The organism is Mycobacterium persicum (assembly GCF_002086675.1).
GTDB classification, from domain to species: Bacteria; Actinomycetota; Actinomycetes; order Mycobacteriales; family Mycobacteriaceae; genus Mycobacterium; species Mycobacterium persicum.
In genome coordinates this window covers 1-12780 of record NZ_MVIF01000134.1, presented here as the reverse complement: position 1 = coordinate 12780, position 12780 = coordinate 1, and the positions used below count along the sequence as shown (strand labels likewise).

At 65.3% G+C, this 12780-nt stretch carries 12 protein-coding genes; 5 read left to right on the top strand and 7 right to left on the bottom strand.

Going from position 1 to position 12780, the window contains the following annotated elements; genetic code table 11:
* Together BST40_RS33405 and BST40_RS32055 are read right to left on the bottom strand one after the other, a co-directional pair.
* A partial coding sequence (locus BST40_RS33405) for a hypothetical protein (protein WP_425270708.1) occupies positions 1-76 on the bottom strand: 76 nt, incomplete at its 3' end.
* A gap of 167 nt (positions 77-243) precedes the next feature.
* Complete coding sequence (locus BST40_RS32055) at positions 244-582, bottom strand: hypothetical protein (RefSeq protein WP_241780374.1); 339 nt, start codon at positions 580-582, stop codon at positions 244-246.
* 58 nt (positions 583-640) lie between these two features.
* Here BST40_RS32055 and BST40_RS25610 point away from each other — a divergent pair, with 58 nt between their 5' ends.
* Positions 641-1210 carry a C39 family peptidase gene (locus BST40_RS25610; RefSeq protein WP_241780375.1) on the top strand — a complete coding sequence of 190 codons (570 nt, stop codon included), beginning with the start codon at positions 641-643 and terminating at the stop codon, positions 1208-1210.
* Positions 1211-1270: 60 nt separating this feature from the next.
* Here the strand turns inward: BST40_RS25610 and katG are convergent, their stop codons facing one another.
* The 3 genes from katG to BST40_RS25595 form a co-directional block, all read right to left on the bottom strand.
* A complete protein-coding gene (katG, locus tag BST40_RS25605) occupies positions 1271-3511 on the bottom strand; it encodes a catalase/peroxidase HPI (RefSeq protein WP_075549864.1) in 2241 nt (746 codons plus the stop codon).
* 36 nt (positions 3512-3547) lie between these two features.
* Positions 3548-4000 carry a Fur family transcriptional regulator gene (locus tag BST40_RS25600; RefSeq protein ID WP_162877387.1) on the bottom strand — a complete coding sequence of 151 codons (453 nt, stop codon included), beginning with the start codon at positions 3998-4000 and terminating at the stop codon, positions 3548-3550.
* Positions 4001-4189: 189 nt separating this feature from the next.
* A complete protein-coding gene (locus BST40_RS25595; RefSeq protein WP_075549865.1) occupies positions 4190-4666 on the bottom strand; it encodes an SRPBCC family protein in 477 nt (158 codons plus the stop codon).
* A 233-nt stretch (positions 4667-4899) separates the two neighbouring features.
* On the opposite strand from BST40_RS25595, the gene BST40_RS25590 reads away from it, so the two are divergent.
* The 4 genes from BST40_RS25590 to BST40_RS25575 all read left to right on the top strand — a co-directional run bounded on the left by BST40_RS25590 (position 4900) and on the right by BST40_RS25575 (position 11760).
* A complete protein-coding gene (locus BST40_RS25590; RefSeq protein WP_075549870.1) occupies positions 4900-5763 on the top strand; it encodes a cyclopropane mycolic acid synthase family methyltransferase in 864 nt (287 codons plus the stop codon).
* Between the two features lie 1345 nt (positions 5764-7108).
* Complete coding sequence (locus tag BST40_RS25585) at positions 7109-8278, top strand: PPE family protein (RefSeq protein WP_075549871.1); 1170 nt, start codon at positions 7109-7111, stop codon at positions 8276-8278.
* A 61-nt stretch (positions 8279-8339) separates the two neighbouring features.
* On the top strand, positions 8340-9638 hold the full coding sequence (locus tag BST40_RS25580; protein WP_083156153.1) for a PE family protein: 1299 nt from the start codon (positions 8340-8342) through the stop codon (positions 9636-9638).
* Positions 9639-10155: 517 nt separating this feature from the next.
* Positions 10156-11760: a PecA family PE domain-processing aspartic protease gene (locus BST40_RS25575; protein WP_083156151.1), complete on the top strand. Its 1605-nt coding sequence runs from the start codon at positions 10156-10158 to the stop codon at positions 11758-11760.
* Between the two features lie 35 nt (positions 11761-11795).
* On the opposite strand, the gene BST40_RS25570 is transcribed toward BST40_RS25575, so the two are convergent.
* Together BST40_RS25570 and BST40_RS30305 are read right to left on the bottom strand one after the other, a co-directional pair.
* Positions 11796-12458: a cutinase family protein gene (locus tag BST40_RS25570; protein ID WP_083156149.1), complete on the bottom strand. Its 663-nt coding sequence runs from the start codon at positions 12456-12458 to the stop codon at positions 11796-11798.
* A gap of 91 nt (positions 12459-12549) precedes the next feature.
* Positions 12550-12780, bottom strand: a 231-nt coding sequence (locus BST40_RS30305) for a hypothetical protein (RefSeq protein ID WP_158084037.1), incomplete at its 5' end; no start/stop codon positions are given.

The window sequence follows — 12780 nt, the reverse complement described above, 5'->3', positions numbered from 1 at the left end:
CGATGTTGACGTCCACAAACACCATGAAGATTCCCAGACCGGTCGCCACAATCGTCAGCCGCTGGCGCGGCGTCATTGCACGGTGCGAAACCTGTGTCACTGTCATCTCAAGCCCCTTTCGCGATAAGTGCGCAACCGTGCTTGCGCAATTTCTCGACATCGTCGGGTGGACGCCGACACTAGCCACCAGCTGCTGAGCCGATCTTGCTCCTCGTCGGCTGAGTTGTCCGGGCTTTCGGCTGATCAGGAGTGGCAACAGCGAGAAACGTCGCAGCAGCGATGCGCGAAATCGCCTTTGGGAATCGTCGCCCAGGCGTTGGTCCACCACACGGTCTTCACCACGACATGCACGATCGAGTGTCCTGCGTTGCGCGCGGTCGCCGAGCGTGCCAAGGCCGATGCCGATGCCGCGCTGTCCGAGCGCAGACCGTGATCGATAATCAGCACCATGTACGACGTGCGGATCGCGGCGGCCGCGCGCAATGCGGTGCGAGCCGCGTTGGTCGTGGCCGGTATTTCCATCGCCTCGGCGTGTGGCCATCCTGCGCCGCCGGAGCCGTCGCCGACGCTGTCGACGGTCACCGCCGGCGCCACGTCCACCAATCTCCCGATAACGGCGTCCCCGACCACCGTCGCCGGCATGTACGGCGACCCCGTGACCGCCGCCAGGTACTGGCAACAGCAGTCGCTCGAGGACAACTGTGGGCTGGTTTCGGTAGCCGACGTGGTCGGTCAGATCACCGGGCACGCGCCGACCGAGCAAGAGATGATCGCGCTGGCGGAAAGCACTCCTTCGCAGACCAACCCGGGGCCGATCTATGCCCCCGCCAACGACCCGAGCCACGCCAACGGCACCGGGGGCATCGAGCTGGGGGACACGGTCGTACTGCTGGCGCACTACGGCATCACCTCCGTGATGACCGATACCACGCACCCCGATCAGACCGGGCTTACCGCCCTGCAGCAGTACCTCACCGATAACCGCAAGATCATCGCCTGGGTCAATTCCGCGGTCATCTGGAACAGCGCCGATCAGCGCAGCACGGCCGACCACTTCCTCGTCGTCACCGGGATCGACACCAACAACGAGATCGTCCACCTCAACGACCCCGGCGCCGACCACGCCGACGAGCAGGTCGCCGTGACCACCTTCACGTCGGCCTGGCACACCGGCGGGGATTCGATCGTGGTCACTGCCGCCGCAGGTTGAGCGAAAACGACACCCCGCGAACCGGCGGCTCGCGGGGTGTCGCTCGGTCACACCGGCGGATCAGGCGAGATCGAAGCGGTCGTTGTTCATGACCTTGACCCAGGCCGCGACAAAGTCCTCGACGAACTTGCCCGCATTATCGTCCTGGGCGTAGACCTCGGCCAGTGCGCGCAGCACCGAATTCGAGCCGAACACCAGGTCATTGGCGGTCGCGGTCCACTTCAGATCGCCCGTGGCCCGGTCATGACCCTCGTAGACGTTCTCCGCGGCCTCCGAGGGCTTCCACTCCGTACCCATGTCGAGCAAGTTGACGAAGAAGTCGTTGGTCAGCGCTCCCGGCCGGTCGGTGAAGACGCCGTGCTTGCTGCCACCGTGGTTGGCGCCGAGGGCACGCAACCCGCCGACCAGCACCGTCATCTCCGGAGCGGTCACACCCAGCAGGTATGCCCGCTCGACCAACAGGTGCTCGAGCGGAGCTTTCTCGCCGGGACGGACGTAGTTGCGGAACCCGTCGGCGCGTGGTTCCAGCACCGCGAACGACTCCACGTCGGTGTTGTCCTGCGAGGCGTCGGTACGCCCGGGCGCGAAATGCACCGAGATCTCGTAGCCGGCGTCCTTGGCCGCCTTCTCCACCGCCGCCGACCCGGCCAGCACGATCAGGTCAGCCAGCGAGATCTTCTTGCCGCCGGATGCCGATCCGTTGAACTCCTGCTGGATGCGCTCCAGCACGGGCAACACCTGCTGCAACTCGGCGGGCTCGTTGGCCTCCCAACTCTTCTGCGGCTCGAACCGCAGCCGACCGCCGTTGGCGCCGCCACGCTTGTCGGTGCGCCGGAAACTTCCCGCGGCCGACCAGGCCGTCTTGACCAGTTGCGGTACGGACAAGCCGGATTGGAGCACCTTGCTCTTGAGCGCGGCGACATCCTGCTCGTCGACCAGCTCGTGATCGACGGCCGGAACCGGGTCCTGCCACAGCTGCGGCTCGGCAACCCACGGACCCAGGTAGCGACTGATCGGCCCCATGTCGCGGTGCAGCAGCTTGTACCACGCCTTGGCGAATGCCTCTTGCAGTTCCTCGGGGTGATCCAGCCAACGCCGGGTGATGTCGCGGTAGATCGGCGACTCGCGCAGCGAGATGTCGGTGACCAGCATCGTCGGGGCGCGGCCCGGTCCGCCGAACGGATCGGGGATGGTGCCCGCACCGGCGCCGTCCTTGGCGGTGAACTGCCACGCTCCGGCGGGGCTCTTGGTCAGCTCCCACTCGTAGCCGTAGAGGGTTTCCAGGAAGGAGTTGTCCCACTTGGTCGGCGTGGGTGTCCAGACGACCTCCAGGCCGCTGGTCATGGCGTCCTTGCCCTTGCCGCTGCCGTAGGAACTCTTCCAGCCCAGTCCTTGTTGCTCGAGCGGGGCGGCCTCCGGCTCGGGACCGACCAGCTCAGGATCGCCGCGCCCGTGGGTCTTGCCGAAGCTGTGCCCACCCACGATCAGGGCAGCCGTCTCCTCGTCGTTCATGGCCATCCGGCCGAACGTCTCGCGGATGTCGATTGCCGCGGCGATCGGATCCGGCTTGCCCTCAGGACCTTCGGGGTTGACGTAAATGAGGCCCATCGTGGTGGCACCGTAGGGCTGGGCAAGGTTACGTTCGCCCGAGTAGCGCTTGTCGGTGCCCAACCATTCGTCCTCCTCGCCCCAGAGGACTTCCTCCGGCTCCCAGACGTCTTCGCGGCCGAATCCGAAGCCGAAGGTCTTGAATCCCATCGATTCCAGGGCGACGTTGCCGGCGAAGATGATCAGGTCCGCCCACGAGATCTTGTTGCCGTGCTTCTTCTTGACCGGCCACAGCAATCGGCGGGCTTTGTCCAGGCTCGCGTTGTCCGGCCAGCTGTTGAGCGGGGCGAACCGCTGCAGGCCCTGGCCGCCGCCGCCGCGGCCGTCGTGAATGCGGTAGGTCCCCGCGGCGTGCCAGCTCATCCGGATGAACAGGCCGCCGTAGTGGCCGTAGTCGGCGGGCCACCAGTCCTGCGAGGTGGTCATCACCTCGACCAGGTCCGCCTTGAGCGCGTCGACGTCGAGTTTGGCGAACTCGCTGGCGTAGTCGAAGTCCGCACCGAGCGGGTTGGCCGCCGGCGGGCCCGGGTGCAGCATCGACACGTCGATCTGATCGGGCCACCAGTCCCGGTTCGTCAGCGGTGCATGCGCCTTGGGCTTGGGCGACGGGATCGCCGGGTTTTCGCTCTCACTGGTGCTCGCCGTGTTCGAATCCGGTTGCGGCGGGCGGCTTTCGGATGTATCGGATGACACAGCATTCCTTCCGGGTGTGGGTGAAACGGGCTGCGATCACGGCTGTGATCGAGGTATTGCGGTCGAGCAGTCGGGGCACAGACCCCAGTAGATGACCTCGGCCTCGTCGAGAACGAAGCCATCAAGAACGTTGCCGTCGTCCGCGGGAGTCAGGCACGGCGCATCCCCGACCGCACAGTCGATATCGGCGATGACTCCGCACGAGCGGCAGACGACGTGATGGTGGTTGTCGCCCACCCGGGACTCGTAGCGGGCGACCGAACCTGACGGCTGGATCCGACGGATCAGGCCTACCGCGGTCAGCGCATTGAGCACGTCGTACACCGCCTGGCGGGAAACCTCGGGCAGGCCGGTCCGAACCGCCGAGAAGATGGTCTCGGTGTCGGCGTGCGGGTTGGCGTCGACGGCTTCGAGTACCGCAAGCCGGGGCCGGGTAACACGCAGATCGGCCATTCGCAGCTTTTGTGTGTAGTGCGCCGTTGACGCCACTTCGTCACTATGACGCGTTATCTTGAATCAGTCAAGACTTCTGGGGGTGGGATTTGGCGAATCCGTCGGGGATCATCTTCGTCGGCTCCGGCCGGGCCCACCATCGGGCGTCGGTCGCCTCGACTCATCCGCTCATGAGCCCAATCGCCTTGTCCCGCAAGTAGTTGAGCCGTGATCGTGGATCGCGGCTCAACCGGTGACCAAGCGCTCCAACCTCTGCAGCGACGCAGTCAGGTAGGCAACCGAAAACGGCGGCATCCCGCCGACCTGGTCGCGAAAACTTTGCGGGGTGGCACTCCAGTCGTAGGTGAGGGTGACGTCGGTGTGCTCCCCGCTGGGGACCAGGTCGTAACGCCACCACCAACCGCCGGCAACGTGGTTTCCTGTGGTGTCGAGCTGGCCCGGCATCCAGCCGATGGCGCGGTCCCGGTCGAAGACATTGACCAAGTTGTAGGTGACGTAGTCACCACCGGCTTGCGTCAAGTACATATTCATCGCGAAGACCTGACCGCTGCCGGTGATCGGTGCGGCGTCTATCGCGTCGCGGACCCAATCACCCGGCTCGGTGTCCCGATGGCGCGACGGCTGGACCAGAACTGCGAAAACCTCCGCCGGAGTCGCGGCGATGGTACGGCTGACGACAAACCGCTCCGGATTCATGTTCATGCGTTGTCCTCGGTCCACAGGCGCGCCCGATTACTTGTCGCGAACGTCCAGCCAACCACACCGGCAGTCCATCCCTCCTTGCGCCCCGGCCCCGGTCTGGTGAACCCGACGGGCGGGGTACGAACTGGCGGATGGCGCGCCGGCTGGTTTGATGGATGACACGGGGAGAATGCAGCAGACCGGTGCATGCCACCCGCGGGGGCCTCAAGGGGGGGCCAGAAAGGCGCACGATCATGGCTCAAAAGCTGAGGCCGCATTTCGACAAGGTGCAGGCGCACTATGACTTGTCCGACGACTTCTTCCGGCTGTTCCTGGACTCGACCCAGACCTACAGCTGCGCCTACTTCGAGCGCGACGACATGACGCTGGAGCAGGCCCAGATCGCCAAGATCGACCTGTCGCTGGGCAAGCTGGGCCTGCAGCCGGGCATGACGCTGCTCGACGTGGGCTGCGGCTGGGGGGCCACCATGCGCCGGGCCATCGAGAAGTACGACGTCAACGTCATCGGGCTGACCTTGTCGAAGAACCAGGCCGCCCACGTCCAGAAGACCTTCGACGAGATGGACGCCGCGCGCAGCAGGACGGTGTTACTGAAGGGCTGGGAACAGTTCGACCAGCCCGTCGACCGGATCGTGTCCATCGGCGCCTTCGAGCACTTCGGCCACGACCGCTACGACGACTTCTTCGCCATGGCACACCGGGTCCTGCCCGCCGACGGCGTCATGTTGCTGCACACCATCACCGGACTGACCCGAGAGCAGCTCAGCGAGCAGGGTCTGCCCATCTCGATCGACATCATCCGCTTCGTCAAGTTCATCGTCACAGAGATCTTCCCCGGCGGCCGGTTGCCGTCGATCGACATGGTGGCGGTGCGCTCGGCACAGGCCGGATTCACGCTGACCCGGCGCCAGTCGCTGCAACAGCACTACGCACGCACCCTGGACCTGTGGGCGCAGGCGCTGCAGTCGCACCAGGACGAGGCCATCGCCATCCAGTCCGAAGAGGTCTACGAGCGCTACATGAAATACCTGACCGGCTGCGCCAAGGCTTTCCGCACCGGCTACATCGACGTCAACCAGTTCACCTTGCAGAAGTAGCATTTCGCACCGACCCCTGGCGACAGATGGCCAAAGCGGTTGGGAGCACCCGGCGCCATTTCGGATGCAACGACACGGCCAAGAGCAGGAAACGAAGCATAACGATTCGGCGTTCACCCTGGAATTGATCCGCAAGCGGATGCGAGTGTGTTGCGGTGAGTGTTGACGTCGGCGAGTTGGCGCATGTGTCGGCAGCGCACTGGGCGGACCGACCGCCCCGGCGCTGCGAGCGCGGCCACTGGCTGTTGCCCGGGCACATGATCGTGGCCACCATCCAATGTTCCTGCGGCCGGCACATCTGTTGGCAATGCGAGTGCGGTGCGGCTACCTATGGGCCGGCTTTGATTGAATCCTGCAGCCTTGCCGCCGGCGGGTCCGGCGATACTTAGCCGGCCGTTTGTCGACACGCCATTGACGCCGTTGCGGCGCGCCGCGCAGGACAACAGCCCGGGCACAAATCTCACTAGGGCGCCGGCGAGATAGGTCAGATGTATGTGTCGTGGCGGGCAGCGCGCCGTTGCCCGAGCAGGCTCGAACTGCGTTCGGCGGTGATCCACAGATCTCATCTGTCGGCCGCCCAACTCTGGTAAGCGACACCCATCGCCCCTTGGCCTGACTCCCAGTGATCCGGTGTTCGTGCTCAGCAAAGGTGTGTCTGATTGCCCTGCAACGCAACGGGATGCGGTGTGCTCGGATGCAACCGCCAGGCAATCCCTTCCGGAATCAGCCGGTTTCGCTAACCTCTTGCGCCGCTCGGGCGCACCCGAAAGGCAATCAACGGCTCGACCTACGCCCACAATCCGTCAGCAAGCACGCCCAACCGCATCGCCGGCCAACTCCGGCTGGTCAGCCCGAATGAGTTAGCACACCGGCGCGGATCGGCTCACTATCCACCGATCGGTGGACGCGGCTGTCATCCGACCGGGGGATGGAGCGCCCTGTCACGTTGTGTATCCTGGTTCACACCTGGCTATGCAACTGAATTGTTTACAATACAAATGTATTCCATGGTTACGTCCAACAGATTTGATGACGACCCGCGGATGATTAGTGAGAGTTGGATGACAGCGAATTCAACAATGTAGATCGGTAGTCGATGCAGCGTAAAATCTAAAATGTGCTTGATCACAAGCGCACGATTTAGCTCCATCAAACCGTATAGCCTCAACACATTTGTCTATGACGTGCATGAATTCATGATCTCCGAACTAGGGTCGGCAATGTCAACCATTGTTTCTTCTCGAAGCAATCTCTGATGACAAAGCTTAAAATGAGGCTTCTTTGCTTCGATCTTAGTGTGTTCCGTTGTCAAAGCCGATGATTCGACTGGCTGATTGGAGTGACGATGTTCTTTCACTTTTCGTGGTTACCACCGGAGATTAATTCGGCTCGGATATATTCGGGTGCCGGGTCGGGATCATTACATGCCGCAGCCGCTGCCTGGCAGCGGTTGGCCCATGATCTGCAGGCGACAGCGTCGTCGTTTCAATCGGTGATCGCCACGTTGGTCTATGGGCAATGGGCGGGAGCAGCATCGATGTCCATGGCGGCAGCTGCAGCTCCGTTGACGGGATGGTTGACCGCGGCCGCCGAGCACGCCCAGCTGTCCTGCGGTCACACGCAGGCGGCAGCGGCAGCCTACGAATCGGCGTTTGCGACCACTGTTCACCCGGCAGCGGTGGCAGCGAATCGAAACTTGCTCACAACGCTGGTAAACACGAATTTCTTGGGCCAAAATGCTCCGGCGATCGCGACGACCGAGAGCGCATACGCCGAAATGTGGGCCCAAGATGTCGCCGCCATGGTCGGCTACCACACCAAGGCAGTGACCCTGGCCTCGACATTGTCTCCGCTGAGCGCGCCACCGACTGATCTGGTAGGCGGTACAGCGGCTCAGCCGTGGTTTCCGCCCGTCAACCCGCCCATCATCGATCCGCTGGGCCCGCTGTTTAATACGGTCTCGGGCGTGCTGTCGGATTTGCCGGTGTCGTCAGTGTTGTCGGTGGCCGAATTGGGAATGTACCCGGTCAGCTTCATGATGTCGCCATTAATGATGGCGATGTCGAGTGCCCGCGGGGCCAGCAGCGGATTGGGCGCAGCCGGATTGGGAAGTGCCGCATCCGCTGCGGCGTCCTCGGTTGTGCCCATTGCCGGAAGCGCTGCTCCTGCCCTGACCGGACTTGGCGGCGCCGCGATGCCGGGTTCGGGGATGTCGGCGGTGATGGGCCAGGCTCACACCCTGGGGGCGGTATCGGTGCCGGCGACCTGGCCAGGATCATTGCCCAGCGGGCTTACCAGTTCGGCAGTGCAAGGACTTGGATCCATGCCAACCCCTGCCGCCATGGCGCAACCAACCGAATCCGCCGATGGTATCCCGATGATGCCCATTGCGCCTCGGGGCGCGGGATCGACTTCAGCGACGCCCAGCGAGGTAACCGCCCGCGGCGGCGTCGGCGCTGCTGCGCCTGCGCTGGCCACCCCACACAGCGTGATCCCGCGAGCCGGAATCGGATAACGCGCAAACGGCGCTCACACGCTGCCCGACAACGACATTGGTAAACCCAGGAGGATAAGCGGTGTCATATGTGACCATCGTGCCGCAGGCGTTGGACTGCGCCGCAACAGATTTGGCAGCCATCGGATCAGCATTTAGCGAGGCAAGCGCCGCCGCTGCCACCCCGACAACGGCGATACTACCCGCCGGCGCCGACGAGATTTCGGCGGCGATGGCCGCCGCACTTACCAGGCAGGGCCAACTGTGGCGCACCTTCAGCAACGAATACGAATGGCTCCACCAGCAATTTGTCAACCTACTCAACGGTAGCTCATTGAAGTATTGGACTACCGAGATAGAAAGCGCCGCACAAAATGCGCTCAAGACTGCCAACGCCGACAGCGAATGGCTTGTCGGGCGTCCGATCATCGGCAACGGCGCCAACGGGCTCAACGGGACCGGACAAAACGGCGGCGCGGGTGGATGGCTGTGGGGTAACGGCGGCAACGGCGGATCCGGCGCAGCGGGCCAAAACGGCGGCAATGGCGGAGCAGCCGGACTCTTTGGCAACGGCGGCAACGGCGGAGCCGGCGGAGCCGGCGCCAACGGCGGCGCCGGTGGCCACGGCGGACTACTGGTTGGCAACGGTGGCGCCGGGGGAGCCGGCGGCACCGCGGCTGTGGCAGGGGGCAGCGGAGGCAACGGCGGCAACGGCGGCGCAGGCGGACTCATCGGCAATGGCGGCGCCGGCGGCGACGGCGGCAGCGGCGCAAACGGCTACCACGGACTCGGTCAAAATGGTGGTGCCGCAGGCAATGGCGGCGCAGGCGGCAATGGCGGCTTGCTGTTTGGCAACGGCGGCAACGGCGGCAATGCCGGCATCGCGGGCAACGGCGGCCAGGGCACACACGGCTATAACGGCGGCGACAACACCTCCGGTGGGAATGGGGGAGCCGGCGGCAACGGCGGAACCGGTGGCCAAGGCGGTGCCGGTGGCAATGGTGGCCTGTTGTGGGGCAACGGAGGTACCGGCGGGAACGGGAGCGCCGGGGGCGCTGGTGGCACCGGTGGCACCGGTGGCACAGGCGGCAATGGCTACAACGGTGGCAGTGGTGGTGCCGGCGGCAACGGCGGTGCGGCTGGCAGCGGCGGCAAAGGCGGCAATGCTGGCTGGCTCTTCGGCGATGGCGGCAACGGAGGTGCCGCTGGCGCCGGGGGTAGCGGCGGCCACGGCGGCATCGCCGGCAATGGCGGCCAAAGTGGGGTCTCCGGTAACGACGGTGCAAGCGGCACCGCGGGCGCTGGCGGCAAGGCCGGATGGCTGTGGGGGCACGCAGGTGGCCACGGGGTCGCCGACAGCGGAGGTACCAGCGACGGCTGAGGCAGCTTGACCTTGAGGCGAGCCAGCGGGCCGCCTATGCAGGTGTGGATGCCGCTGCCCCAGCCGAAGTGCTCGCTGACCTCTCGCAACGGGTCGAAGCGATCCGGATTGTCTAACCGCCGCGGATCACGGTTGGCCGCCGCATAGTTGGGGGGCGGAATTCGGCACCGCGCGAGGTCGGGTCGTGTCCGGTCAGCATCACATCGGGCACACCCCGGCCTCGATCTGCATCTGCGCGGCGAGGTGATCTCCGAACCCACGAAACCCGAGCCGACAATGAGCAACCCTTCCGATCAACCCGCGTGCAGTCATCACCTACCCGCCACCGCCATTTCGCACTGTGCAAAGGCCGCGCCGGTTGACTGCCGGTTGACTGAGGTCAGGAAGGCGACGCGAGGTGCCCCGGGCCGATTCGTGACGCGATATGGGGCCGCTATGCCGAAAACGCATATCCCGAGGCAGGACCTGGATACGCTTAATGCGCACACTGGTGAGCAAATGACGCGGAGGGAGCGGCGTGTCACTTCTGGTCGTGGCTCCCGAGATCGTGGCGTCGGCGGCAGCGGATCTGCAGAGCCTCAACTCGGCGCTGCATGCGGCGAACGCGGCGGCTGCCGGGCCCACAACCGTGCTTGCGGCCGCCGCCATTGACGAGGTGTCGGGCGCGGTGGCCACCCTGTTCGCCGGGTTCGGTCAGGAATACCAGGCGCTCAGCACCCAGGCCAATACCTTCTTCCAGCAGTTCGTGGCGACGCTGAACTCGTCGGCCGGGTCCTATCAGACCGGAGAAGCCCAGGCTGTGTCGCTGTTGCAGACGGCACAAAGCGATCTGCTGGGAGCGGTGAATGCACCGACCCTGGCGCTGTTGGGTCGTCCGCTGATCGGCGATGGCGCACACGGGACGGTGTCGAGTCCGAACGGCGCGGCGGGCGGGCTGTTGCTCGGCAACGGCGGCAACGGTTATTCCCAGACGGCTTCGGGAGTGCCCGGCGGGTCTGGTGGTCCGGCCGGGCTGATCGGCAATGGCGGTGCCGGGGGTACCGGCGGAACCGGTGCGCCGGGCGGGGCCGGCGGCAACGGAGGCTGGCTGTGGGGCTACGGCGGGCCCGGCGGACCCGGGGGAGCGTCGCTCACCATTGGCGGGACCGGCGGCGTCGGTGGCGCCGCGGGCCTGTTCGGCTGGGGCGGGGGCGGTGGTGCCGGCGGTCTCGGCGACGGCGGAATGCTCGGCACCGGCGGCGCCGGCGGACGCGGCGGGTTGTTGTGGGGCAACGCCGGGATCAGCGGGCCCGGTCTGGACGGCAGAACGGTGCCGCTGACCATGCATGCGGTCACCGAGCCGGTGGTGTACATGTCCGTCAACGGCGGACCGAGCGTGCCCGTGCTGGTGGATACCGGATCCGCCGGTCTTGTCGTCACGCCCAACGAGGTAGGGGGAATATTCGGCATGTTCCGCATGGGCTTGCCGACCAGTTTCGGACTCAGCGGTTACAGCGGCGGGCTGACCTACCTCTATGCCACCTACCATGCGCCGGTCGATTTCGGGAACGGCATCGCCACGCCGCCGACCGACGTCAACGTCGTCCTGCTGTCATTCCCCCAGACATTCTCCGGGTATTTCGCGCCCGCCGGCGTCAACGGCGTGTTGGGCATCGGACCCAATGCGACCGGACCCGGCCCCAGCATTCCGAACCAGGCGTTGCCGGGCGACCTCAACCAGGGTGTGCTCATCAACATCCCCGAGGGCACCATGCGGTTCGGTCCCGATCCGCTGGGCGCAGGAGACTCCATTACCGGATCGCCGATCGCCACGCTGGGTCTCAAGATCAACGGCGGCTCGTTGCAGCACGTCCCGATGATCGTCGACTCCGGCGGCGTGTTGGGCACCATGCCGGCAAACGTGCTCGGCACCGGCCAGGTTTCTGGGAACGTGCCGGACGGAACTCACATTCAGGTCTACACCAACGACGGTTCGACGCTGCTGTACGAGTACTTCGTGAACGGGAACGGCCCCCGGGTCATTTCCAGTGGCTTGATGAACACCGGGTATGTGCCCTTCGACCTGCAACCGGTGTACGTCTCGTACAGCCCGTCCGGTGTCGGTACGACGGTCTTCCATTAACCCGCCGTGAAACGCGGCAGCGACCGGGCCTGCGGCTACGCGCGTTCGCTGCCCTGGCCGAGCTTGTTAGCGGCGAATGTGGCTGCCTGCGTTGTCATCCCGGACTGGATGTAGGTAACGTGCGCCATGATGTTGCCGCCGCCGGTGCATATCGGATCCTCGGCGGCGCACATGTTGATGACCTTGGAGCTGTACAGCGGGTTGATGGTCGGCAACGGTTGGCCACCCCACAACATGCTCGAGAACCCGCTGGACGGCTCGCCGAAGAGGGCCACCGCGGCGACGTGATCGGCCACCGTGGGCGGCATCGCCGACGATGCCAAATCGATCACCCCCGCGCCCTGAGAATAGCCGCCGAGCACGATCTTCGAGTTCGGACAACTCGCCACGGTGTCCTGGATGTGAGCACTCGCATCGTCAGAACCGGCAGCCGCGCTCGCGTGATAGTCGTCGCTGGCGGGGTAATTCACTGCGTATACCCCCACGGAACGCCCACCCACCTGCGAGTTGAGCGAGTCGACGAATGCCTGGCCGACGTCCCCGAGACCAGGTGCCTGATGGGTGCCCCGAGCGAACACCACCGCGACGTCGGTGCAGGGGTCGGCTTGAGCGGCGGGGCTGACGACGACCGCGCTCAGCAGCGCGCACGCCGTCACAACCACGACACCAACGATGCGAGCAAGGCTGCATGCAGTCATCCGCCCATGCTGACATATCGCCGGCGAGCACGGTGCCGGCGGGGTCGGGCAGCTATACCGTCGGCGTCGCCCACGACGGTCGGCGAAACCTTCAGTTTTGAACCATCTGAAGCGAAGAACGCTCGGTTCGGACTGAATGGCCAGTCGGCAAGGAGGGGACCTCGGACGCTTTGCGGTCGATCCGGGTGGCAGCCGCGCCGATGTCCTGGCCTGCCGTTTCAGCGATTTGGAGGGCGCTGGCGTTGTCCCATTGGTCGAGGCGGGCCAGGAAGAAGGCTTCGGCCTCGTCGTAGCTGATGTTCGCGTCGGGGGCGATGCGGGC

What these genes read in the sequence shown, in the direction of transcription:
- BST40_RS25610 (WP_241780375.1), top strand. Translation starts at nt 641, where the DNA reads ATGTACGGCGACCCCGTGACCGCCGCCAGGTACTGGCAACAGCAGTCG.
- BST40_RS25595 (WP_075549865.1), bottom strand. Translation starts at nt 4,666, where the DNA reads ATGAACATGAATCCGGAGCGGTTTGTCGTCAGCCGTACCATCGCCGCG.
- BST40_RS25590 (WP_075549870.1), top strand. Translation starts at nt 4,900, where the DNA reads ATGGCTCAAAAGCTGAGGCCGCATTTCGACAAGGTGCAGGCGCACTAT.
- BST40_RS25585 (WP_075549871.1), top strand. Translation starts at nt 7,109, where the DNA reads ATGTTCTTTCACTTTTCGTGGTTACCACCGGAGATTAATTCGGCTCGG.
- BST40_RS25570 (WP_083156149.1), bottom strand. Translation starts at nt 12,458, where the DNA reads ATGACTGCATGCAGCCTTGCTCGCATCGTTGGTGTCGTGGTTGTGACG.